The organism is Micromonospora sp. URMC 105, from assembly GCF_051386295.1.
GTDB lineage: Bacteria > Actinomycetota > Actinomycetes > Mycobacteriales > Micromonosporaceae > Micromonospora.
In genome coordinates this window covers 25,665-49,369 of record NZ_JBPQTL010000040.1, presented here as the reverse complement: position 1 = coordinate 49,369, position 23,705 = coordinate 25,665, and the positions used below count along the sequence as shown (strand labels likewise).

Sequence of the window (23,705 nt, the reverse complement as noted above, 5' to 3'; positions counted from 1 at the left end):
CCGATTGCGGCGTGTCGGGGTGTCCCGGTGGCTGGTCAACCCGACACGCCGCAAACCGGGGGCCAGCACACCCAGCACGGCCCAGCGCCGGCGCAGGGCAGCGGCGGTGGGCGTGGAAGGGTCAGACGTCGGCGGCGATGCCGTCGGCGACGGCGCGGGCGACGGTGAGCAGCTTGGCCCGGACCACCCGGGCGGAGGTCATCATCTCGCTGGCCGGCAGCGCGCAGGCGAGCACGACCCGGCGTTCCATGTCCTTGTCCGGGGTGACCAGCACCGAGGCGCAGGCCACTCCCTGCCGGAACTGCCCCAGCTCGAGCTGCATGCCGCGCCGGTCGCCGGCCGCCAGGTCGGCCTCGAACGCCTCGACGCTGGTCAGGGTGGCCGTGGTGAACGGGCGCATGCCGTACTCGCGCAGGTAGCGGAAGCGCTGCTCGGCGGTGAGGGTGGCGAGCAGGCTCTTGCCGAGGGCGGTGGCGTGTGCGCCCTCGTCGAAGCCGGGGACCAGGTCCTCCAGGTACGGCGAGCGCGGCCCCTCGGCGACCGCGGTGACCGCGACCTGGCCGCCGACGAAGCGGCCCAGGTAGTGGCTCCAGCCGGTGTCGGCGGCGGCCCGGCGCAGGGTCTCTCCGACGGCCGGCGGCCCCCGGAAGGCGGTGACCAGTTCCCGGTACCGGTCCGCGATCTCCAGACCCACGATGTACGTGCCGTCCTCGCGCCGGATCACGTAGCCCTCGTAGGCCAGGGTGCGGACCAGGTGGTAGGTGGTGGCCACGGTCAGCTCACAGCGCCGGGCGATCTGCTTGACGGTCAGTCCCTTGGGGGCACGACCGACCGACTCGAGAACGCGTAGCGCGCGAGAGACGCTCCGGATGAGATCCGAAGGCTCCGCCAAGGGGTCGCGCACAACCACCTCCGCAGCCGGGGACTTACACCATATGAAAAACCGCCCGGGGACGGAACGCCCGTTCGGGTCGAGGATGCCAGATCAGGCCCCACGTGGCGTGTGCCGCACCGACACGCCGGGTCGTCGGGAAGGCGACTCACGTAGGTTGGCCAGACGATGACCGACACCGCCCTCACCTCCTCACCCAGCCGCCCGGCCGTACCCCCGCTGCGGGCCGGCGCCGGCGCCATCGCCACCACCATCGCGTCGGTGCTGCCGGTCTTCCTCGTCGGCGGCCTGGCCGTGCAGATGGGTGCCGACCTCGGCTTCTCCCCCGCCGGTCTGGGCCTGGCCGTGTCGGTCTACTTCGGCATCAGCGCGCTGGCCTCGGTGCCGTCCGGCCGCCTCGTCGAGCGGTACGGCCCGGCGGTGGTGGCCCGCGCCGGCATCCTGCTGGCCGCCGGCTGCCTGCTCGCCATCGCGGTGGCCGCCCGGTCGTACCCGGTGCTGGTCGTCCTGCTCGGGTTGAGCGCCGCCGCGAACGCGCTCGGGCAGCTCGCCAGCAACGCGGCGCTGGCCCGGCACGTGCCGGCCCGGCGGCAGGGCCTGTCGTTCGGGGTGAAGCAGGCGGCCATCCCGGTCTCCACCCTGCTGGCCGGTGCGGCGGTGCCCACCATCGCGCTCACCGCCGGCTGGCGCTGGGCGTTCGTGGCGGCGGCCGGCGCCGCACTGGCCGCCCTGCCCGCCGTACCCCCGGGAGAGGCCGGACCGGTCCGGAAGGCCGCTGCGGCGCGCGGTGGGCGGGCCACGGCGGCCCTGGTGGTGGTCGGGGTGGCCGCAACCCTCGCCTCGGGGGCAGCCAACGCCCTGGGCACCTTCGTGGTGGACTCGTCGGTGGCGCGCGGCCTGGCGCCGGGGCTGGCCGGGCTGACCCTCACCCTGGGCAGCGCGGTCTGCGTCACCGCCCGGATCGGCGCGGGCTGGCTGGCCGACCGGCGGTCCGAGGGGCACGTGGCCGTGATCGCCGGGATGCTGGTGGTGGGTGCGGCCGGGCTGGGGCTGCTCGCCCTGACCGGCGCGGTGCCGCTCATGGTCGGCGTGGTGCTCGGCTTCGGCCTCGGCTGGGCCTGGCCGGGGCTGATGAACTTCGCTGTGGTCAAGCTGCATCCGCAGGCACCGGCCGCCGCCACCTCGATCACCCAGACCGGGGTGTACGCGGGCGGCTGCCTCGGCCCGCTCGCCCTCGGCGCAACCGCCGCCACCGCCGGCTACCCCACCATGTGGGCGACCGCCGCCCTCGCAATGCTCGCCGCCGCCGCCCTCATGCTCCTAGGCAGCCGCATGCTCACCCACCCGCGCTGACCCGCCCCGCCCCCGTTTGTTGATCATGAGGTTGACGGCGAAGTGGATCGCGAAAGGTGCCGTCAACCTCATGATCGACGGGGAGGGCGACGCGGCGGAGGATGAGCGCGGGGGGTTAGCTGGTGCGGTCGGCGATGTAGTCGCAGAGAGATTCGAGGGCGCGGCGGGCCGGGCCCTGCGGGAGCGGGGCGAGCTGCGTGCGGGCGTCCTCGGCGTAGCTGCGGACGGTCTCCCGCGCGCGCTTGAGCGCCGGGGACTCGCGGAGCAGGCCGAGCGCCTCGGCGTGCAGCGCGTCGTCGACCAGCGGGCCGGTGGCCAGGATCTCGCGCAGCCGCACCGAGGCGGCGTCGGAGTCGTCGGCGGCCTGGGCGTAGAGCACCGGCAGCGTCGGCACACCCTCGCGCAGGTCGGTGCCGGGCGTCTTGCCCGACTGCACCGACTCGCTGGCGATGTCGAGCAGGTCGTCGGAGAGCTGGAAGGCCACCCCGATGGTCTCGCCGTAGCCCGCCAGGGCCTCGGTGTGCTCCGCCGACGCGCCGCCGAACATGCCGCCGAAGCGGGCCGAGGTGGCGATCAGCGAGCCGGTCTTCTCGGCGATCACGTGCAGGTAGTGCGCGACCGGGTCCTCACCGGCCCGCGGGCCGACGGTCTCGGCGATCTGCCCGTGCACCAGCCGGGCGAAGGTGCGCGCCTGCAGCCGGACGGCCTCGGTGCCCAGGTCGGCGGCGATGTCCGCGGCCCGGGCGAAGAGGTAGTCGCCGACCAGGATCGCCACCGAGTTGGTCCAGCGGGAGTTGGCGCTCGGGGCGCCCCGCCGCACGGCCGCCTCGTCCATCACGTCGTCGTGGTAGAGCGTCGCCAGGTGGGTGAGCTCCATCACCACCGCGGCCGGGACGACCTGCGCGCCCTCCGGGTCACCGAACTGGGCGCCCAGCGCCACCAGCAGCGGCCGGAACCGCTTGCCGCCGGCCTCCACCAGGTGGCGGGCGGCCTCGGTGACGAACGGGTCGGCGCTGGCCACACTGGCCCGCAGCTCGGCCTCCACGGAGTCGAGCAGGCCCAGCACGGAGGCCTCGACGCGCGGATCGGCGAGGTAGACGCCGAGCGCGCCGACCTGACTCGTGCCCGCCCGGCTCCGACGACCGCCGGAGCCGACGACGCCTGAACGCTCGCCAGCCGGAATCACCACGCCATCAACCATGCCACACCCGTTCGACCTGCTCCGGGCCGGGGATACAGGCGCGGGGCCGGTACGCCACCGCGCACCGGCCCCGCATCGTCACGCAGACGTCTCACCGTACGAACGCGGCGGCGTCCGTGGCCAGGTCGAGCAGCGGGGCGGGAGCCACGCCCAGGACCAGGGTGGCCACCACGCCGATCATGAGCGCCGTCGCGGTCAGCCCGCCCGGCACGGCCACGGTCGGCGTGGTCTCGCCCGGCTCGGAGAGCCACATCATCACCACGACCCGCAGGTACGGGAAGGCCAGCACCATGCTGGTCAGCACGCCGGCCACCACCAGCCAGGCGTGGCCGCTCTCCAGCGCCGGGCCGAAGACCGCGAACTTGCTGGTGAAGCCGCTGGTCAGCGGGATACCGGCGAAGGCCAGCAGGATGAAGGTGAAGACGCCGGCGTAGAACGGCGACCGGCGGCCCAGCCCCGCCCAGCGGGACAGGTGGGTGGCCTCCCCGTCCGCGTCCCGGACCAGGGTCACCACGGCGAACGCGGCGAGCACCGAGAAGCCGTACGCGGCCAGGTAGAACATCGTGCCGGAGACGCCCTCACCCGTCGGGGCGAGCACCCCGACCAGCAGGTAGCCGGCGTTGGCGATCGAGGAGTACGCCAGCAGCCGCTTGATGTCGGTCTGGGTGACCGCCAGCACCGCGCCGACCAGCATGGTGAGCACCGCGACCGCCCCGAGGACCGGGGTGAAGTCCCAGGCCGCGTCGGCGAACGCCACGTGGAACACCCGCAGCAGGGCACCGAAGGCGGCGACCTTGGTGCAGGCCGCCATGAAGCCGGTGACCGGCGTCGGGGCGCCCTGGTAGACGTCCGGGGTCCAGACGTGGAACGGCGCCGCGGCGGCCTTGAAGAGCAGGCCGATGGAGAGCAGGGCCATGCCGGCGAAGAGCAGCACCGGGCTGGCGGGCGACTCCTTCACCGCGGCGTGCACGGTGGCGAAGTCGACGCCGGCCGGCCGGTCCGGCATCCCGGCGGTGAAGCCGTAGATCAGCGCCACGCCGAACAGGAAGAACGCCGACGCGTACGCCCCGAGCAGGAAGTACTTCATCGCCGCCTCCTGGCTGAGCAGCCGTCGGCGACGGGCCAGCGCGCAGAGCAGGTAGAGCGGCAGGGAGAAGACCTCCAGCGCGATGAACATGGTCAGCAGGTCGTTCGCCGCCACGAAGATCAGCATGCCGCCGATCGCGAAGGTGGTCAGCGGGTAGACCTCGGTGGCGCCGTTGCTCCCCTCGGCCTGCCGCCGGTCGTCGGCCGACTCGGCGGTGACCGCGGCCTGGGCGACGAACGCCCCGCCGCGCTCCACCGTGCGGTCGCCGATCAGCAGCAGCGCCATCGCGGCGAGCACCAGGATGGCGCCCTGGAGGAAGAGCGTGGGGCCGTCCACCGCGATCGCCCCACCGGCGGTGAGCAGCCGGTCGTCGGCGTTGAGCACCACCATCACCAGCGCGGCGAGCACCGCCAGCAGGGCGAGCGACAGCTGCACCACGTGCCGGCGGCGGCGCGGCACGAAGGCCTCCACCAGCACGCCGAACAGAGCGGTGCCCAGCATGATCAGGATCGGAGCGAGCGCCGCGTAGTCGATCGACGGCAACTTCAGCTCGGTCATTTTGCGGCCTCCTGGACGCTGCCGACCGTCGGGGCGGGATCGGTCCGGCCGACGTCGTTCATGGTCGCCTGGATGGCGGGGTTGATGACGTCGGTGACCGGCTTGGGGTAGAAGCCGAGCAGCACGATCAGGGCGATCAGGGGTGCGACCACGACCTTCTCGCGCAGGCTGAGGTCACGGCGCATGGCCTCGACCTCGGTCAGCTCCGGGTTGAGCGTGCCCTGCGTGGTGCGCTGCACCATCCAGAGCACGTACGCGGCGGCCAGGATGATGCCGAGCGTGGCGATCACCGCGACCGGCTTGTTCACCGTGAAGGTGCCGATCAGCACCAGGAACTCGGAGACGAACGGCGCGGTGCCGGGCAGCGCCAGCGAGGCGAGACCGGCGAAGAAGAGCACCCCGGCCAGCAGCGGCACCAGCTTGCCCGCCCCGCCGAAGTCCTTGATCAGGGCCGAGCCGCGGCGGGCGATCAGCATGCCCACCACCAGGAAGAGCAGGCCGGTGGCGAGCCCGTGGTTGAGCATGTAGAGCACCGCGCCGGTGCCGGCCTGGGTGGTGAAGGCGAAGATGCCGACGCCGATGAAGCCGAAGTGCGCGATCGAGGTGTACGACACCAGCCGCTTCAGGTCGGACTGACCGACCGCCAGCAGCGCCGCGTAGATGATGCCGATCAGGCCCAGGGCCAGCGCCCACGGGGCGAACCACTTGGACGCCTCGGGGAAGAGCGGCAGGCAGTAGCGCAGGATGCCGAACGTCCCGACCTTGTCGAGCACGCCGACCAGCAGGGCGGCGGCCCCGGCCGGGGCGGCGCCACCGGCGTCCGGCAGCCAGGTGTGGAACGGGAAGAACGGCGCCTTGATGGCGAAGGCGAGGAAGAAGCCGAGGAAGAGCCAGCGCTCGGTGCCGGTGGAGATGTCCACCTGGGTCAGCGCCTGCCAGTCGAAGGTCTTCCCGCCGACCACCCAGAGGCCGATCACCGCGGCGAGCATGAACAGCCCGCCGACGAGCGAGTAGAGGAAGAACTTCACCGCCGCGTACTGCCGCTGGTGGCCGCCGTAGCTGCCGATCAGGAAGTACATCGGCACCAGCATGACCTCGAAGAACACGTAGAACAGGAAGACGTCGGCGGCGGCGAAGACGCCGATCATCGTGCTCTCGAGGATGAGCAGCAGGGCGAAGTAGACCGGCACCGACCGCTTCGACGACTCGGCGTCGTGCCAGGAGGCCAGGATCACCAGCGGCACCAGCACGGCGATCAGCATCAGCATGACCAGCGCGATGCCGTCGGCGGCGAAGGTGAAGTTGACGCCCCAGTTCGGGATCCACGGGTACGACTCACGGAACTGGAGCCGGTCGCCCCCGGTCTGGAACGAGATCCACATGACCACGGAGAGCACCAGCACGAGCAGCGACCAGCCGAACGCCACCTGCTTGGCCAGCTCCGGCCGGCGACGCGGCAGGAAGGCCACCACCAGGGCGCCGACCAGCGGTGCCACGGTCAGCACCGAGAGGAACGGGAAGTTGGACATTATGCGGCCTTACCTCCGTCGTCACTGCGTGGTCCGCCGGCGGGGGCGGGCGTGTTGAGGTCGATCACGACAGCCACCCCGCCTGCACGGCCAGGAACGCCGCCGTCACGAGCAGCGCGCCGGTGAGGATGGACGTCGCGTACGACCGGACGAAGCCGGTCTGCAGCCGCCGGAGCCGGCCGGAGCCACCGCCGACCGCTGCGGCGAGGCCGTTGACCAGACCGTCGACGCCCCGGTTGTCGAGGAAGACCAGCGCCCGGGTGAGGAAGATGCCCGGCTTCTCGAAGACCGCCTCGTTGAAGGCGTCGGTGTAGAGGTTGCGCCGGGCCGCGGTGACCAGCACGCCGGCCGGCTGCGGCGCGGTGGCCGTGCCGTTGCGGAACAGCATCCAGGCCAGGCCGGCGCCGAGCACGGTGACCAGCAGCGACAGCGCGGTGATCACGCCGTGCGACAGCACCGCGTGGTGGCCCTCCTCCTGGCCGCCGAGGCCGGCGGTGGCCTCCAGCCAGTCCGGCACCGAGGTGGCCATCAGGAAGCCGGCCCCGACCGAGCCGATCGCCAGCAGGATCAGCGGGATGGTCATCAGCTTCGGCGACTCGTGGGGGTGCTCGATCTCCTCGGTCCACCGCTTCGGCCCGTGGAAGGTGAGGACGAAGAGCCGGGTCATGTAGAAGGCGGTCAGCCCGGCGCCGAGCAGCGCTGCGCCGCCGAAGAGCCAGGCCGTCCAGCCCTCCCGCTCGAAGGCGGCCACGATGATCGGCTCCTTGGAGAAGAAGCCGGAGAAGGGGAACATGCCGATGATGGCGAGCCAGCCCATCATGAAGGTGATCCAGGTGACCTTCATGTACTTCGACAGGCCGCCGAAGCGGCGGATGTCGACCTGGTCGTTCATCCCGTGCATGACCGAGCCGGCGCCGAGGAACATGTTGGCCTTGAAGAAGCCGTGCGCCAGCAGGTGCACGATGGCCAGCGCGTACGCCGCGCCGCCGAGACCGACGCCGAGGAACATGTAGCCGATCTGGCTCACCGTCGACCAGGCCAGCACCCGCTTGATGTCGTCCTTGGCGGCGCCGATGATGCAGCCCATCAGCAGGGTCAGCGCGCCGACGCTCACCACGACGAGTTGGAGGGTGGTGTTGGCCGAGAAGATCGGGTTGGAGCGGGCGATCAGGTAGACGCCCGCGGTGACCATGGTGGCGGCGTGGATGAGCGCCGACACCGGGGTTGGGCCCTCCATCGCGTCCGGCAGCCACGCCTGGAGCGGGAACTGGCCGGACTTGCCGGCCGCGCCGAGCAGCAGCAGCAGGCCCAGCGCCAGCACGGTACCGCCGGCCAGGGCGCCGACGCCGTTGAAGACCTCGTCGTACTGGGTGGTGCCGAGGGTGGCGAACATGATGAAGATGCCGATCGCCAGGCCGGCGTCGCCGACCCGGTTCATCAGGAACGCCTTCTTGCCGGCGGTGGCCGCGCTCGGCCGCCCGTACCAGAAGGAGATCAGCAGGTACGACGCCAGACCGACGCCCTCCCAGCCGAAGTAGAGCATCACGTAGTTGTTGCCGAGCACCAGCAGCAGCATCGCGGCGACGAAGAGGTTGAAGTACCCGAAGAACCGTCGCCGGCCCTCGTCGTGCGCCATGTACTCGACCGCGTAGAGGTGGATCAGGAAGCCCACCCCGGTGATCAGCAGGACGAAGACCGCGGCCAGCGGGTCGAAGAGCAGACCGAAGTCCACCTTCAGGTTCCCGACCGTGATGAAGTCCCACAGGCTCAGCTCGACGGACTTGTTCTCCAGCCCGCGAAGCTGGAAGAAGTAGCTGAGCCCGAGCACGAACGCGGCGCCGATGGCGGCCACGCCCAGCCAGTGCCCCCAGCGGTCGGCCCGCCGGCCGAGCAGCAGCAGGATCGCCGCGCTGACCAGCGGGATCGCCACCAGCAGCCAGACGCTGCCGAGGAGCCCCGAGGCTTCGGCGTATCGAACGGTCTCTTCCACCGGGACCCCTCTAGTACTTCAGCAGGTTGGCGTCGTCGACGCTCGCGGAGCGTCGAGTCCGGAAGATCGACATGATGATCGCGAGCCCGACCACGACCTCGGCCGCGGCCACCACCATCACGAAGAACGCCATGATCTGGCCGTTGAGGTCACCGTTGATCCGGCTGAAGGTGACCAGCGTCAGGTTGGCCGCGTTGAGCATCAGCTCGACGCACATGAACAGCACGATCGCGTTCCGCCGGACGAGCACGCCGACGGCGCCGATGGTGAAGAGCACCGCGGCGAGGATCAGGTAGTAGTCCGGCGTCATTTGTCCGTCCCCTTCAGCGTGGTCTCCTCGGCGGTCAGCTCGCGCTGCGGCAGGATCGCCGGGGTGCTGCGGTCGGTCAGCCGGCCGTCGGGCAGGCGGGCCGGGGTGGCCACCGACGAGGAGGTGGCGAAGACACCGGGCCCGGGCTTCGGGCCGGGGTAGTTGCCGGGGCGGAACCGGGCCTTCATGGTGGCGACCTGGTCCAGCTTGTCCTCGCGGTTGCGCTCGATGTGCGCCAGCACCATCGCGCCCACGGCCGCCGTGATCAGCAGCGCGGAGGTCAGCTCGAAGGCGAAGACGTACTTGGTGAAGAGCAGCCGGGCGATGCCCTGGACGTTCCCCTCGGCGTTGGCCTGCTCCAGGCCGACCGCGGTGACCCCGTCGAGCGCCCGGTAGAGGCCGGTGCCGACCAGGCCGGCGAAGCCGAGCCCGAGCAGCACCGCGGCGACCCGCTGGCCGCGCAGCGTCTCGATCAGCGAGTCGGAGGCGTCCCGGCCGACCAGCATCAGCACGAAGAGGAAGAGCATCATGATCGCGCCGGTGTAGACGATGATCTGCACCATGCCGATGAACGGGCCCGCCTGGAGCACGTAGAACACGCCCAGGCAGAGCATGGTGAGCACCAGCCAGAGCGCCGAGTGCACGGCGTTGCGGGCCCACACCATGCCGATGGCGCCGATCAGCGCCAGCGGGGCGAGGATCCAGAAGGTGACCTCCTCACCCCCGGACACCTGGCCCGCCGCGGCGAGCACCGTGGACGTGGTCATGCTCCCGCTCCCTTGCCCGCCTCGGCCCGCTGGGCGTGCTGCTCGGCGCCGGGGAAGGTCACCCCGGGGTGCTCCTCCACCTGGTACCGGCCCGGGTTGTTGGCCGCGTGCTCGGCACCGGCCGAGGTGCCCGGGTTCTCCAGCGCGCCGACGTAGTAGTCCTTCTCGCTGTCGCCCAGCCGCATCGGGTGCGGCGGCTGCTCCATCCCCGGCAGCAGCGGCGCGAGCAGCTGCTCCTTGGTGAAGATCAGGTCCTGCCGGTTGTCCCGGGCCAGCTCGTACTCGTTGCTCATGGTGAGCGAACGGGTCGGGCAGGCCTCGATGCAGAGCCCGCAGAAGATGCACCGGGCGTAGTTGATCTGGTAGGTGCTGGCGTACCGCTCACCCGGCGAGAAGCGCTGCTCGTCGGTGTTGTCGCCACCCTCGACGTAGATCGCGTCCGCCGGGCAGGCCCAGGCGCACAGCTCGCAGCCGATGCACTTCTCCAGGCCGTCCGGGTGCCGGTTGAGGATGTGCCGCCCGTGGTAGCGCGGTGCCGACACCGGCGGCTTGAACGGGTAGTCGGTGGTGACGACCTTCCTGAACATGTGCGAGAAGGTGACCCCGAAGCCCTTGAACGTTCCGGTGATCGCGCCCACGTCACACCTCCCTGGAGTCCGAGCCGGTGGCGATGTTGGCCGGCTCCCGCTCGGCGACCACGCGCTTGGTGCGCGGGCTCGGTGGTACCTGAAGGTCCATCGGTGGCAGCGGGAAGCTGCCGTGCGGCCGATTGTTGACCTGTTCCTGCACGGTCGGCTTCGGCTCCGGCCGGCGACTGGGCCAGAAGAGCGTCACCAGCAGCAGCACGCCCGCCCCGATGGCGGTGGCGAGCAGCCGGTCACGCGACTGCCAGTCCTCGATCGAGCGCAGCCCGGAGAGGACCAGGATCCAGACCAGGTTGATCGGGAGCAGGACCTTCCAGCCGAAGCGCATGAACTGGTCGTAGCGCAGCCGGGGCAGCGTGCCCCGCAGCCACACGAAGACGAAGACCAGGATCAGCACCTTGCCGAAGAACCAGAGCATCGGCCACCAGCCGGAGTTGGCCCCGGCCCAGAAGGTGGTGATCGGCGCGGGCGCCCGCCAGCCGCCGAGGAAGAGCGTCGTGGTGACCGCGGACATGGTCACCATCGACACGTACTCGGAGAGCATGAAGAGCGCGAACTTCAGCGAGCTGTACTCGGTCATGAAGCCCGCGACCAGCTCGGACTCCGCCTCGGGCAGGTCGAACGGCGCCCGGTTGGTCTCACCGACGGTGGAGATGAAGAAGATGATGAAGCTCGGCAGCAGCAGGATCGCGTACCAGCCGGGGGCCGGGAGGTCGAAGCCGCCGATGCTGAGCTGGGTGCCGTTCGCCTGGGCGGCGACGATCCCGCTGGTCGACATCGTGCCGGCGGTCATGAACACCGCCACGATGCTCAGCCCCATCGCGACCTCGTACGAGATCATCTGGGCGCTGGAGCGCAGGCCGCCCAGCAGCGGGTACGTCGAGCCGGAGGCCCAGCCGCCGAGCACGATGCCGTAGATGCCCATCGAGGAGCAGGCAAGCAGCACCAGCACCGCCACCGGCACGTCGGTGACCTGCAACGGCGTCTGGTGGCCGAAGATGCTCACCATCGGGCCGAACGGCACCACCGACAGGGCGGTGACCGCGCAGATCACCGAGATGGTCGGCGCGAAGAAGTAGACGACCTTGTCGGCGGCCCGCGGGAGGATGTCCTCCTTGAACGCCATCTTCAGACCGTCGGCGAGGGTCTGCAGCAGGCCGAACGGGCCGACCTGGTTGGGGCCGGGCCGGACCTGCATGTAGCCGACGACCCGGCGCTCGAACCAGACGCCGAGCAGCGTGGCCAGCAGGCCGAAGACGAAGGCGAACACGATCTTGCCGAGGACCAGCCACCACGGGTCCCTGCCGAAGTCGGCCAGCGTCGGGTCCTGCGCGAGGAAGCTCATGCGACACCCCCGGAGTTGAGGAGCGGACCCGGGCGACCGGCCTCGTCCGCCGCGATCCGTCCGGCCGGGATGGCCGCGCCGGTCGCGGCGGGGACGGAGATCCGTACGACCGTGCCGGACGTCGCGCCGAGGCTGCGCCGGACGGTCGAACCGGGTGAGTTGGTCGGCAGCCAGACGACGCCGTCCGGCATCTCGGTGATCTCCGCCGGCAGGGTCAGCGCCCCCCGGTCGGTGCCCACCGTCACCGGGTCGCCGTCGGCGACGCCGAGCGCCTCCGCGGTGCCCTTGCCCAGCCGGGCCACCGGCGGGCGGGCGGTGCCGGCGAGGTGCTCGTCGCCGTCGGTCAGGCTGCCCAGGTCGAGCAGCTGGTGCCAGGTGGCGAGCACCGCCTCGCCGGCGCCGGGCTGCGGCACCGTGGCCGGCGCGACGGACGGCGCGGCCGGGCGCGCGACCCGGGTCGGCGGCAGGCCGCCCAGCTCGCGGCGGACGCTCGGCACGTCACCCGTGCCCAGCCGGACGTCGAGCTGCGCGGCGAGGGCGTCCAGCACCCGGCCGTCGGTCATCGCGGCGGTGTGCAGCACCGCCTCGAAGGTGCGCAGCCGGCCCTCCCAGTCGAGGAAGCTGCCGGCCTTCTCCACCACCGGGGCGACCGGGAAGACCACGTCCGCCCGGCGGGCCACCGCCGAGTTGCGCAGCTCCAGGCTGACCAGGAACGGCACCGCGTCCAGGGCCTGCTCGGCCAGGCGCGGGTCGGCCAGGTCGGCCGGGTCCACCCCGGCCACCACCAGGGCGCCGAGCTGGCCGTTGGCGGCCGCCGCGACGATCTGGTCGGTGTCCCGCCCGGCCTGGCTGGGGATCACCCCGGCCGGGATGTCCCAGGTCTCGCCCAGCTCGGCGCGGGCGGCCGGCTCGGTGACCGGACGCCCGCCGGGGAGCAGGTTGGGCAGGCAGCCCGCGTCGATCGCACCCCGGTCGCCCGCGCGCCGCGGCACCCAGGCCAGCCGCGCACCGGTACGCCGGGCCACGTCCGCCGCGGCGGAGAGCCCACCCGGCACGCCGGCCAGCCGCTCACCGACGAAGAGGATCGCCCCCTCGGCGCTGAGCGCCTCGGCCACCGTGTCGTGCTCGGCGAGCACGCTCGCCTCCTCGCCCGGCACCACCCGGGCCAGCTTGGCGCCGAGCTTCTCCAGGCCGCGGGTGGCGAACGGGGCGATCGCGTAGACCGTCAGCTTCTTCTTCAGGTACGCCTTGCGCAGCCGCAGGAAGAGGATCGGGCACTCCTCCTCCGGCTCCAGGCCGACCAGCACCACCGCCGGCGCCTTCTCCACGTCGGCGTAGGTCACGTCGGTGACCCCGGCGACCGTGCTGGCCAGGAAGTCGGACTCCTCGCGGGAGACCGGCCGGGCCCGGAAGTCGATGTCGTTGGTGTGCAGCGCCACCCGGGCGAACTTCGCGTACGCGTAGGCGTCCTCGACGGTCAGCCGGCCGCCGGTGAGCACCGCGGTGCCCTGGCCGGAGTCGCGGGCCGCACGCAGCCCCTCGGCGGCCCGGGTCAGCGCTTCGCTCCAGGACGCCTCGCGCAGCTCACCGCTGCGCTCGTCGCGGACCAGCGGGGTGGTGAGCCGGTCGAAGGCGCGGGTGTACTGGAAGCCCCACCGCCCCTTGTCGCAGTTCCACTCCTCGTTCACCGCCGGGTCGTCGCCGGCCAGCCGGCGCAGCACCTTGCCCCGCCGCCAGTCGGTGCGCTGGGCGCAGCCGGCCGAGCAGTGCTCGCAGACGCTCGGGCTGGAGACCAGGTCGAACGGGCGGGCCCGGAACCGGTACTGCGCGCCGGTCAGCGCGCCCACCGGGCAGATCTGCACGGTGTTGCCGGAGAAGTAGGAGTTGAACGGCACGTCGCCGCTGTCGTCCCCGCTCTCCGCGCCGTACGCGTCGTCCCGGTAGATGTTGATCTCCTCGGCGGACGACCGGCCCATCAGGTCGATGAACTTGTCGCCGGCGATCTCCTCGGAGAACCGGGTGCAGCGCTGGCAGAGCACGCACCGCTCGCGGTCGAGCAGCACCTGGGTGCTAATCGGCATCGGCTTCTCGTACTCCCGCTTGTGCTCGTGGAACCGGGAGTCGGTGCGGCCGGTGGACATGGCCTGGTTCTGCAGCGGGCACTCGCCGCCCTTGTCGCACATCGGGCAGTCGAGCGGGTGGTTGAGCAGCAGCAGCTCCATGACCCCCTCCTGCGCCTTCTTGGCGACCGGGGAGGTGAGCTGGGTGCGTACCACCATGCCGTCGGCGACGGTCTGGGTGCAGGAGGCGACCGGCTTGCGCTGCCCCTCCACCTCGACCAGGCACTGCCGGCAGGCGCCGGCCGGGGCCAGCAGCGGGTGGTCGCAGAACCGGGGGATCTCGGTGCCCAGCTGCTCGGCGACCCGGATCAGCAGCGCGCCCTTGGGGGCGGTGACCTCGACACCGTCGATGGTGAGCGTGACGGTTTCCGGGGCCTTGACGACATCGGTCATTAGTGGGCTCCCACCAACTGCTTGTCCGACAGCTTCGGCGCGGTACGTCCCTCGATGTAGTCGAGGTAGTCCTGCTTGAAGTACTTCAGCGACGAGGTCACCGAGCTGGTCGCACCGTCACCGAGGCCGCAGAACGAGCGGCCCAGGATGTTGTCGCAGGTGTCGAGCAGGGTGTCCAGGTCCTCGTGGGTGCCCTGGCCGGCCAGGATGCGCCGGTAGACCCGGACCATCCAGTAGTTGCCCTCCCGGCACGGGGTGCACTTGCCGCACGACTCGTGGTGGTAGAACTCCAGCCACCGGTAGGTCGCGTAGACCGGGCAGTCCTGGTCGGAGAAGATCTGGGTGGCCGTGGTGCCCAGGATCGAGCCGGCCGCCGCCACCCCCTCGAAGTCCAGCGGCACGTCCAGGTGCTCGGCGGTCAGCAGCGGCGTCGAAGAGCCGCCCGGCGTCCAGAACCGCAGGTTGTGCCCGGGCTGCATGCCGCCGGCCAGCTCGATCAGCTCGCGCAGGGTGATCCCCATCGAGCACTCGAACTGCCCGGGGTTGGCGATCCGGCCGGAGAGCGAGTAGATCATCGGCCCGGAGGACTTCTCCGTGCCCATGGTCTTCCACCAGTCCGCGCCGCCCAGCACGATGTACGGCACGCTGGCGATGGTGCCGACGTTGTTGACCACGGTCGGGCTGGCGTACAGGCCGTGGGTCGCCGGGAACGGCGGGCGCAGCCGGGGCTGGCCCCGGAAGCCCTCCAGCGAGTCCAGCAGCGCGGTCTCCTCACCGCAGATGTACGCCCCGGCACCGGAGTGCACCACCAGGTCGAGGTCGAAGCCGCTGCCCCGGATGTTCCGGCCGAGGTATCCCTTGGCGTACGCCTCCTGCACGGCGTTGCGCAGCCGCCGGGCGGCGTGCACCGCCTCGCCCCGGATGTAGATGTAGGCGCGGTTGGCCCGGATCGCGTACGACGCGATGATTACGCCCTCGACCAGTGAGTGCGGGTCGTGCGTCATCAGCGGCAGGTCCTTGCAGGTGCCCGGCTCGCCCTCGTCGGCGTTGACCACCAGGTAGTGCGGCTTGCCGTCGCCCTGCGGGATGAAGCCCCACTTGAGACCGGTGGGGAAGCCGGCGCCACCGCGACCGCGCAGGCCGGAGTCCTTGATCAGCTGGATCAGGTCGTCCGGGTGGGCCTTGAGGGCCTTGCGCAGCGCCGCGTAGCCGTCGAGCTTCTCGTAGGTGCCGATCCGCCAGGCGTCCGGCGACAGCCAGCGCTTGGTGAGCACCGGCGTCAGCTTGGCCAGCGTCTCCGGCCGAGGCGTGGTCACTTCTGGCCCCCCGTTTCGCTCGCGACGGCGGGGCCCGCGTTGGCTCCCGCCTCCGCTTCCTTGAGGTTGCGCTCCTGCGCACCGGTGGCGTCGCCGGCGGGCTTGCCGTCGCCGGCCGGCGGGTTGGCCGCCACGCCGGCGGCCTCCGCCTCCTGCGCGTCGCGCGGCGCCGGCGGGGTGCTGTCGGCCGGGACCTTGGTGCCCGGGGCGTCCGGCACGGCGGTCTGCGCGTCCGGCTGCCGGGTCTCGGCGGTACGGACCTCGGGCGACTTGGCGTCCGGGGCCTTGACGTCGGGGGCGGTGCTGCCGGTCGCCGCGGCGGCGGGAGCCGGCTCGCCGGTGCCGGCGTTGCCGGGCGTACCCGGCTTGGCGCCGTTGCCGGTCGCGGCCGGGGCGGGCTCCGGCTTGGCCGTCTGGGCGGCCTTGGCCTGCTCAGCGGCCTTGTCGGCCTCGGCCTTGCTCCGGATCGGGGTGTTCGGGTCGAAGCCCGGCACCGAGATGCCGTGCTGCTGGGCCAGGCGCAGGCCGCGCAGGGTCGGCTCGCCCGGACCGCCGTCGGCGACCGCGCCCTCGCGCTCGTCGGCGAAGCCGGCGAGCTGCACCGCCATCTCCTTGAGGGTGCAGAGCCGGGCGCCCCGGGTCGGCATCGGCCGGCCGCCGGCGCGCAGCTCCTCGACCACCCCGAGCGCGCCCTGCGGGTCGACGCCGTCGAAGAAGTCGTAGTTGACGGTCATCACCGGGCCGTAGTCGCAGGCCGCGAGGCACTCGGCGTGCTCGAGGGTGATCTTTCCGTCGGCGGTGGTCTCGTCGTGCCCCACGCCCAGGTGCTCGGACAGGGTGTCGTAGACCTCCTGGCCACCGAGCACGTTGCACATCGTGTTGGTGCAGACGCTGACCAGGTAGTCGCCGGTCGGCTTGCGCTTGTACATGGTGTAGAAGGTCGCCACCGCACCGACCTGGGCCTTGTTCAGGCCCAGCACCTCGGCGCAGAACTCGACGCCGGCCGGGGAGACGTAGCCCTCCTCGGACTGCACCAGGTGCAGCAGCGGCAGCAGCGCGGACCGGGACCGGTCCGCCGGGTACCGGGCGATGATCTCCCGCGCCCGCTCCCGCGTCGCGTCAGTGAAAACACTCATCGGTCACATCCACCCATCACGGGGTCCAGCGAGGCGCCGCCGGCGATCACGTCGGCGATCAGGCCGCCCTCGGCCATCGCCGGGAGGGCCTGCAGGTTGACGAAGCTCGGCTCCCGGTAGTGCACCCGGTAGGGCCGGGTGGTGCCGTCGGAGACCGCGTGCACGCCCAGCTCGCCGCGGGGCGACTCGATGGCGACGTACACCTGGCCCGGAGGGACCCGGAAGCCCTCGGTGACCAGCTTGAAGTGGTGGATCAGCGACTCCATCGACTGACCCATGATCTTGGCGACGTGCTCCAGCGAGTTGCCCATGCCGTCCACGCCGATGGCCAGCTGCGCCGGCCAGGCGATCTTGCGGTCGGCGACCATCACCGGGCCCGGCCGCAACCGGTCCAGCGCCTGCTCGACCAGCTTGAGCGACTCGCGGATCTCGGCGAGCCGGACCTGGTAGCGGCCCCACACGTCGCCGTCGGGGTGGGTCGGGACGTCGAACTCGTACGTCTCGTACCCGCAGTACGGCATGGTCTTGCGCAGGTCCCAGGCCAGGCCGGCGGAGCGGAGCACCGGGCCGGTCACGCCGAGCGCGACGCAGCCGGTCACGTCGAGGACCGCGACGCCCTGGGTCCGCTCGGTCCAGATCGGCTGTCCGGAGAGGAGGTCCTCGTACTCCTTGAGCTTCTTCGGCATCATCTTCAGGAAGTCGCGGATCTTGGCGATCGCCTCGTCCGGCACGTCCTGCGCGACGCCGCCCGGCCGGACGTACGCGTGGTTCATCCGCAGGCCGGTGATGGTCTCGAAGATGTCGAGGATGTACTCCCGCTCGCGGAAGCCGTACAGCATGATCGAGATCGCGCCCAGCTCCATGCCGGTGGTCGCCAGCCAGACCAGGTGCGACGAGATCCGGTTCAGCTCCATCATCAGGACCCGGATGGTGGTGGCCCGCTCGGTCACCTCGTCGGTGATGCCGAGCAGCTTCTCCACCGCCAGCGCGTACGCCGTCTCGTTGAACAGCGGGGAGAGGTAGTCCATCCGGGTCACGAAGGTCGAGCCCTGGACCCAGTTGCGGTATTCGAGGTTCTTCTCGATGCCGGTGTGCAGGTAGCCGACGACCGAGCGGGCCTCGCGGACCGTCTCGCCCTCCAGCTCCAGGATCAGCCGGAGCACGCCGTGCGTGGACGGGTGCTGCGGACCCATGTTGACGACGATCCGCTCGTCGTTGATCGGGTCGGTGCCGGAGACGACCTGGTCCCAGTCCCCACCGGTGACGGTGAAGACCCTGCCCTCGGTGGTCTCGCGCTCGGTCGCGTAGTTGGACGTGGTCACTGGTAGGACCTCCTGCGGTCCGGCGGCGGGATCTCGGCGCCCTTGTACTCGACGGGCACGCCGCCGAGCGGGTAGTCCTTGCGCTGCGGGTGCCCCTCCCAGTCGTCCGGCATGAGGATCCGGGTGAGGTTGGGGTGACCGTCGAAGACGATGCCGAACATGTCGTACGCCTCCCGCTCCTGCCAGTCGGCGGTCGGGTAGACAGCGGTGACGCTGGGCAGGTGGGGCTGCTCGGCGGAGACCGCGGCCTCCAGCCGGACCCGGCGCCGGTAGGTCATCGAGGTGAGCTGGTAGACCACGTGCAGCCGCCGGTCGTCGGCGCCCAGGTAGTCCACGCCGGAGACCGAGGAGCAGAGCTCGAAGCGGAGCGCAAGGTCGTCCCGCATCACCTGGCAGACCTCGGCGATCCGCTCCGGGCGTACGTGCAGGGTCAGCTCGCCGCGGTCGACGACGACCTTCTCGATCGCCTCGCCGAAGGCCGGGTACGCCTCCTCCAGCGCGTCGCGGACCTCGTCGAAGTACCCGCCGTACGGCCGGGGGGTCTCCTCGATCGGCCGGCGCTGGCGGACCAGGCCACCGAAGCCGGAGACGTCGCCGCTGCCCTGGATGCCGAACATGCCACGGCCGGCCGGGCTGGACGGCGGGTACTCCGCCGGGGCGCCACTGCTGGCCCCCGCCGGGGTCACCGGTACCGGCACCCCGCCGTCGTTGTTCCTGTCGTTCGGTGCGGTCACCGTGCCTGCCCTCCGTTCGCGACTGCGGGGCTCCGCTTCGCTGCACTCCTCGCGCTCACTTGGGGCCCCGCGCAGCGTGGAGGTGGTTCTGGGCGTTCATCCAGTTCTCGATCCGCAGCTGCTCCTCGCGCCCCTCACGGACGGCCTTCGTCCACTCGGCACGCCGGGCCTTGTCGTTGCGGTACGAGGACGGCATCGAGCCGTACGGCACGACCGGGACGTCGCCGCGCTCCTGGCGGGCCTGGAGCATCTTGCGGCCGTTCGGGCCCAGCGGCTCGTACATGATCTTCTCGCGGAGCTTGAGGATCGCGTCGATGAGCATCTCGGGCCGGGGCGGGCAGCCCGGGAGGTACATGTCCACCGGCACCACGTGGTCGACGCCCTGGACGATCGCGTAGTTGTTGAACATGCCGCCGCTGCTGGCGCAGACGCCCATGGAGAGCACCCAGCGGGGCTCCGCCATCTGGTCGTAGATCTGGCGCAGCACCGGGGCCATCTTCTGGCTGACCCGGCCGGCCACGATCATCAGGTCGGCCTGGCGCGGCGAGGCCCGGAAGACCTCCATGCCCCAGCGGCCCATGTCGTAGTGCGGGCCACCGGCGGCCATCATCTCGATGGCGCAGCAGGCCAGGCCGAAGGTGGCGCCCCAGACGGACGACTTCCGCGACCAGTTGACCAGCTTCTCCACGGAGGTGAGCAGGACGCCGGCGGGGAGCTTCTCCTCGATGCCCATCTGACGTACCTCCCTCAGTCCCAGTCCAGGCCGCCGCGCCGCCACACGTAGGCGTACGCGACGAAGACCGCGACGATGAACAGGACCATCTCCACGAAGCCGAAGATCGGCAGGGCGTCGAACGAGACCGCCCAGGGGTAGAGGAAGATGATCTCGATGTCGAAGACGATGAAGAGCATCGCCGTCAGGTAGAACTTGATCGGGAACCGGCCGCCGCCGACCGGCTGCGGGCTCGGCTCGATGCCGCACTCGTACGCCTCGAGCTTGGCCTTGTTGAAGCGCCGGGGACCGGCGAAGCGGGCGGCGGCCACGGAGAACAGCGAGAACCCCGCGGCGAGGGCGAACAGCCCGATGATCGGTGCGTAAGGCGAGAGCGACATCTTTTCTCCTGCTCGTCCTTCCCCTGCCCCTGGTGCTTGACGAAAATCACACTATTCACGTCCCTCGCCGGCTTCTTCAGCGGGGGTCGATCTCTGTCCCGGTCCGGGCCGGCACCGGCCCGCACCTGGTCCTTCAGACGGCCGGGGCCGCCTTCGTCATCGCGTTGATGACCCGGTCCATCGCGTCCCCACCGCGCGGGTCGGTCAGGTTGGCCAGCAGCTTGAGCACGAAGCGCATCAGCGTCGGGTGCGGCATGCCGTGCTTCGTGGCGATGCGCATGATCTCCGGCCGGCCGATCAGCTTCACGAAGATCCCGCCGAGGCGGTAGTAGCCGCCGAAGCGCGCCTTCAGCTCCGTCGGGTACGCCGCCAGCGCGCGCTCCCGCTCCGGACCGGCGGGCCGGGCCAGCGCCTGCACCACGACCTCCGCGGCCAGCTCGCCGGACTCCATCGCGTACGCGATGCCCTCGCCGTTGAACGGGTTGACCATGCCGCCGGAGTCGCCGACCAGCAGCACACCCCGGGTGTAGTGCGGGACCCGGTTGAAGCCCATCGGCAGCGCCGCGCCGAGGATCGGCCCCTCGGCGTTCGCCTCGTCGGTCATCCCCCAGTCCTCGGGGGTGTTGGCCAGCCAGTCGGTGAGCAGCCGGCGGTAGTTGGTCTTGCCGAAGGCCGAGGAGGAGTTGAGCACGCCCAGGCCGACGTTGACCCGCCCGTCACCGAGGCCGAAGATCCAGCCGTAGCCGGGCAGCAGGTTGTCGCCGCTGTCCTTGCTGCGCAGCTCCAGCCACGACTCCAGGTAGTTGTCGTCGTGCTTGGCCGGCGAGCGGTAGTAGCGCCGGACGGCCACGCCGATCGGCCGGTCCTCGCGCTTGGCCAGCCCGAGGGCGAGCGGGAACCGGCCGGAGACGCCGTCGGCGGCGACCACCAGCGGGGCGTGGAAGGTGGCCGGCTCCTTGTCCGGGCCGACCTCGGCCTGCACGCCGATCACCCGGTCGTCGGCGTCGAGCACCGGGCCGACCACGTTGACGCTGGTGCGCAGCTTGGCACCGGCGGCGATCGCGCGCTGCGCGAGCAGGTCGTCGAAGTCCAGCCGGGTGCGGACCAGGCCGTAGTTGGGGAAGCTGGCCAGGTCGGGCCAGTCCAGTTCGAGGCGGACCCCGCCGCCGATCACGCGCAGGCCCTTGTTGTGCAGCCAGCCCGCCTCGGGCGAGGTGTCCACGCCCATCCGGATGAGCTGCCGCACGGCCCGCGGGGTCAGCCCGTCGCCGCAGACCTTCTCCCGGGGGAACTCGGTCTTCTCCAGCAGCAGCACGCGCACGCCGTGCCGCGCCAGGTGGTACGCGGTCGCCGATCCACCGGGACCGGCGCCCACGACGATCACGTCGGCGTCGTTCTCCACCGCGGTCATCTGCGCCTCCTCCCGCATGCTCGTGAAATGCTTCACAAGCCGATCGGGTTGGAGTCTATGACCGGCGTTACACCCGCGCCGGATGAGGGGTACCTAACTTGCCGAAAATCCGCCGGTCGGCGTCCACTTCGGGGTCAGTGACGGGCCGGTGCGGCGGTGTCCAGGCCGGCATCGACGCGGATGGCCTCGGGCAGGTGTTCGCGCAGCGCGCCGCCGGCGGCGCGGTCCAGCGCGGCGAGCACCTCGGCGACCACCTGACGGACGTCCGCCGGATCCGCGCCGGCCAGCTCCTTGAGCTGGGCGATGAGTTCGGCGGCGTCGTCGTCGGTGGCTCCGCCCACCTGGTCTGGTCCCGTCATGGAGGCGAGCCTACGGGGCAAAGTGGAGCAAAATCGGATATTCACGAAACAAGACCGGGTGGCCGGGTTGCGGCCCGCCGGCCGCCTCAGTCGCGGACCGCCCGGTGCAGCGCCACCACGCCGCCGGTCAGGTTGCGCCAGGCCACCCGCCCCCAGCCGGCCGCGCCGACCCGCGCGGCGAGCGCGGCCTGGTCCGGCCAGGCCCGGATCGACTCGGCGAGATAGACGTACGCGTCGGGGTTGCTGGACACCGCGCGCGCCACCGCCGGCAGCGACCGCATCAGGTACGACAGGTAGACCGTGCGGAAGGCCGGGTTGACCGGCGTGCTGAACTCGCAGACCACCAGGCGGCCACCGGGCTTGGTCACCCGGGCCAGCTCGCGCAGGGCCGCGTCGGTGTCGTTGACGTTGCGCAGCGCGAAGGAGATCGTCACCGCGTCGAAGCTTGCGTCGGCGAAGGGCAGCTTCAGTGCGTCACCGGCCAGCAGCGGCACCCCCGGCCGGGTCCGCTTGCCGGCGTGCAGCATGCCCAGCGACAGGTCGGCGCCGACCGCGTACGCCCCGGACTGGGCCAGCTCCTCGGTCGAGACGCCGGTGCCCGCGCCCACGTCCAGCACCCGCTCCCCCGGCCGCAGGTCGAGCGCGGCCCGGGTCGCCCGCCGCCAGGACCGGTCCTGCCCGAAGGAGAGCACGGTGTTGGTCAGGTCGTAGCGGGCGGCCACGCCGTCGAACATCGCGGCGACCTCGTGCGGCTGCTTGTCCAGGCTGGCGCGCTGGCCCTGCGGGGTACGGCTCACCCCTCCACTCTGCCAGCCGGGCTCCGCGCGGCGGTCGCAGGGTCGGCCGCCCCCGGGTACGCGAAAGGGCGGGATGGTCGCCCACCCCGCCCTTTCGCGTCGGATCAGTTCTCGGACTTCTCGTCGCCCGGGGCCACCAGCACCACCTTGCGCCGGCGGGAGAGCATCAGCAGCGCCCCACCCGCGAGCAGCACGCCGGCACCGATGCCACCGATCACGCCGACCTGCACACCGGTCACCGGCAGACCGCCGTCACCGCCGCCGCTGCCGCCCCCCGAGGTCGGGGTCGCGGTCGGCTGGCCGCTCGGCGTGGCGGTCGGGGTCGGCGTCGGCGTCGGCTGCGCCGACAGGTCGACGAAGGCCTCGAAGGTCGTGTGGTTGTCCAGCTCGTCGGCCTCGGTGAAGGCCTTGCGCTGCGCCTGGGTGGCGACCTCCGGCTCCTCCTCCGGCTGCCCCTCGACGCCGTCGAGGCCCACGGCGAACAGGTCACCCTCGCGGAGCACCGGCTGGGTCACGTCCTCGCCGACGGTCACCTGCACGTCCGCCGTGTAGTACTGCCCGGGCTTGACGACGGCGCCGGCGTCCTCGCAGAAGAGCTGGGCCTTGCCCTGGAACTCCTGCTCGATGCAGCCCTCCGGCTTCTGCGCGAAGCGCACGCCGGCCGGCAGGGTCAGCCCGTAGAAGATGCCGGTCGCCCGGCGGCTGCCGTCGTTGTAGACCGCCCAGTCCAGCGGCACCGTAGCGCCGCGCGGGACCGGCTTGAGGTCGGGCTCGTCGCCGGCCGCGCCGTCGACGACGACGTTGGCCTGCACGTCCTGCACCCAGGCGGTCAGGTCGTAGCCGACCCGGGTGACCCGGACGTCCACGTCGGCCTGGTTGTTGTCCTTGTCGGGGTCGCCGGTGGCGGAGCTGATGGACACGTCCAGCGTGCCGGCCTTGCCCCGGCCCCCGGTGCTGAACAGCGGGATGCCGAAGTCCTCACTGGTACCGCCGCGCAGGTCGCCCAGCAGGCAGGTGAAGACCGTCCCCTTCAGGTCACAGCCGGCCGGCGTGACGAAGCCGACCTTCTTCGGGTTCAGACCCGCGGTGTCGACGGTGACGACGACCGCCTTGGCGTCGACCGCCGGAGTCAGGTTGTGGACGGCGAACTTGAACGGCTTGGCCTTCGCCTCCTTGACGCCCTTGGCCAACTGGGAGCTGACCGGGGCGAGTTCGAGATCCGCCTGGTCGGCGGCGTGCGCCGGGGCGGCGACGGTGGCGAGGCCACCGGCCGCGAGCAGGACCACGGCGCCGGCGCGTGCCAGGGCCGAGCGGTGGAGCAGTGTCAT

At 71.6% G+C, this 23,705-nt stretch carries 20 protein-coding genes and 1 pseudogene; 1 reads left to right on the top strand and 20 read right to left on the bottom strand.

What is annotated here, in order from left to right:
* Window positions 1-121: 121 nt before the first annotated feature.
* Complete coding sequence (locus tag ACSNN7_RS15475) at window positions 122-904, bottom strand: IclR family transcriptional regulator (RefSeq protein WP_436681482.1); 783 nt, start codon at window positions 902-904, stop codon at window positions 122-124.
* Window positions 905-1,060: 156 nt separating this feature from the next.
* Here ACSNN7_RS15475 and ACSNN7_RS15470 point away from each other — a divergent pair, with 156 nt between their 5' ends.
* Window positions 1,061-2,245 (top strand): MFS transporter, encoded by a 1,185-nt coding sequence (locus tag ACSNN7_RS15470; RefSeq protein ID WP_436681481.1) that lies wholly within the window; start codon window positions 1,061-1,063, stop codon window positions 2,243-2,245.
* Window positions 2,246-2,360: 115 nt separating this feature from the next.
* Here ACSNN7_RS15470 and ACSNN7_RS15465 read toward each other — a convergent pair whose 3' ends face one another.
* The 19 genes and pseudogenes from ACSNN7_RS15465 to ACSNN7_RS15375 form a co-directional block, all read right to left on the bottom strand.
* Complete coding sequence (locus tag ACSNN7_RS15465; RefSeq protein ID WP_436681480.1) at window positions 2,361-3,446, bottom strand: polyprenyl synthetase family protein; 1,086 nt, start codon at window positions 3,444-3,446, stop codon at window positions 2,361-2,363.
* Window positions 3,447-3,537: 91 nt separating this feature from the next.
* The gene (gene nuoN, locus ACSNN7_RS15460) at window positions 3,538-5,091 is read right to left on the bottom strand and encodes an NADH-quinone oxidoreductase subunit NuoN (protein ID WP_436681479.1); all 1,554 of its coding nucleotides are present in this window, start codon (window positions 5,089-5,091) and stop codon (window positions 3,538-3,540) included.
* Window positions 5,088-6,620, bottom strand: coding sequence for an NADH-quinone oxidoreductase subunit M (locus ACSNN7_RS15455; protein ID WP_436681478.1), 1,533 nt, complete (start codon window positions 6,618-6,620; stop codon window positions 5,088-5,090). The genes nuoN and ACSNN7_RS15455 overlap by 4 nt, the downstream gene beginning before the upstream one ends.
* 64 nt (window positions 6,621-6,684) lie before the next feature.
* Window positions 6,685-8,610, bottom strand: coding sequence for an NADH-quinone oxidoreductase subunit L (gene nuoL, locus ACSNN7_RS15450; RefSeq protein WP_436681476.1), 1,926 nt, complete (start codon window positions 8,608-8,610; stop codon window positions 6,685-6,687).
* Between the two features lie 10 nt (window positions 8,611-8,620).
* Window positions 8,621-8,920, bottom strand: coding sequence for an NADH-quinone oxidoreductase subunit NuoK (gene nuoK / locus ACSNN7_RS15445; RefSeq protein WP_088959269.1), 300 nt, complete (start codon window positions 8,918-8,920; stop codon window positions 8,621-8,623).
* Window positions 8,917-9,687 (bottom strand): NADH-quinone oxidoreductase subunit J, encoded by a 771-nt coding sequence (locus ACSNN7_RS15440; RefSeq protein ID WP_436681475.1) that lies wholly within the window; start codon window positions 9,685-9,687, stop codon window positions 8,917-8,919. Before ACSNN7_RS15440 ends, nuoK begins: the two co-directional genes overlap by 4 nt.
* Window positions 9,684-10,325, bottom strand: coding sequence for an NADH-quinone oxidoreductase subunit NuoI (gene nuoI / locus ACSNN7_RS15435; RefSeq protein ID WP_436681474.1), 642 nt, complete (start codon window positions 10,323-10,325; stop codon window positions 9,684-9,686). Before nuoI ends, ACSNN7_RS15440 begins: the two co-directional genes overlap by 4 nt.
* A 1-nt stretch (window position 10,326) precedes the next feature.
* Window positions 10,327-11,676: an NADH-quinone oxidoreductase subunit NuoH gene (gene nuoH / locus ACSNN7_RS15430; RefSeq protein ID WP_436681473.1), complete on the bottom strand. Its 1,350-nt coding sequence runs from the start codon at window positions 11,674-11,676 to the stop codon at window positions 10,327-10,329.
* A complete protein-coding gene (locus ACSNN7_RS15425) occupies window positions 11,673-14,189 on the bottom strand; it encodes an NADH-quinone oxidoreductase subunit G (RefSeq protein ID WP_436681472.1) in 2,517 nt (838 codons plus the stop codon). Before ACSNN7_RS15425 ends, nuoH begins: the two co-directional genes overlap by 4 nt.
* Window positions 14,189-15,505 (bottom strand): NADH-quinone oxidoreductase subunit NuoF, encoded by a 1,317-nt coding sequence (nuoF, locus tag ACSNN7_RS15420; protein ID WP_436681470.1) that lies wholly within the window; start codon window positions 15,503-15,505, stop codon window positions 14,189-14,191. The genes ACSNN7_RS15425 and nuoF overlap by 1 nt, the downstream gene beginning before the upstream one ends.
* A 293-nt stretch (window positions 15,506-15,798) precedes the next feature.
* A pseudogene (gene nuoE, locus ACSNN7_RS15415) lies at window positions 15,799-16,641 on the bottom strand (NADH-quinone oxidoreductase subunit NuoE); the annotation flags it as partial.
* The gene (locus tag ACSNN7_RS15410; RefSeq protein WP_436681469.1) at window positions 16,638-17,963 is read right to left on the bottom strand and encodes an NADH-quinone oxidoreductase subunit D; all 1,326 of its coding nucleotides are present in this window, start codon (window positions 17,961-17,963) and stop codon (window positions 16,638-16,640) included. The pseudogene nuoE and the gene ACSNN7_RS15410, both read right to left, overlap by 4 nt.
* On the bottom strand, window positions 17,960-18,697 hold the full coding sequence (locus tag ACSNN7_RS15405) for an NADH-quinone oxidoreductase subunit C (protein WP_436681468.1): 738 nt from the start codon (window positions 18,695-18,697) through the stop codon (window positions 17,960-17,962). The genes ACSNN7_RS15410 and ACSNN7_RS15405 overlap by 4 nt, the downstream gene beginning before the upstream one ends.
* Window positions 18,698-18,752: 55 nt before the next feature.
* Complete coding sequence (locus ACSNN7_RS15400; protein WP_436681466.1) at window positions 18,753-19,430, bottom strand: NuoB/complex I 20 kDa subunit family protein; 678 nt, start codon at window positions 19,428-19,430, stop codon at window positions 18,753-18,755.
* A gap of 14 nt (window positions 19,431-19,444) precedes the next feature.
* Window positions 19,445-19,810, bottom strand: coding sequence for an NADH-quinone oxidoreductase subunit A (locus ACSNN7_RS15395; protein ID WP_088977004.1), 366 nt, complete (start codon window positions 19,808-19,810; stop codon window positions 19,445-19,447).
* Window positions 19,811-19,943: 133 nt separating this feature from the next.
* Window positions 19,944-21,221, bottom strand: coding sequence for a geranylgeranyl reductase family protein (locus ACSNN7_RS15390; protein ID WP_334452145.1), 1,278 nt, complete (start codon window positions 21,219-21,221; stop codon window positions 19,944-19,946).
* Between the two features lie 134 nt (window positions 21,222-21,355).
* Window positions 21,356-21,580, bottom strand: coding sequence for a hypothetical protein (locus ACSNN7_RS15385; RefSeq protein ID WP_334452143.1), 225 nt, complete (start codon window positions 21,578-21,580; stop codon window positions 21,356-21,358).
* A gap of 86 nt (window positions 21,581-21,666) precedes the next feature.
* Entirely contained in the window at window positions 21,667-22,377 is a 711-nt protein-coding gene (locus ACSNN7_RS15380) for a demethylmenaquinone methyltransferase (RefSeq protein WP_436681464.1), read from the bottom strand.
* A 104-nt stretch (window positions 22,378-22,481) separates the two neighbouring features.
* A complete protein-coding gene (locus tag ACSNN7_RS15375; RefSeq protein WP_436681463.1) occupies window positions 22,482-23,705 on the bottom strand; it encodes an LPXTG cell wall anchor domain-containing protein in 1,224 nt (407 codons plus the stop codon).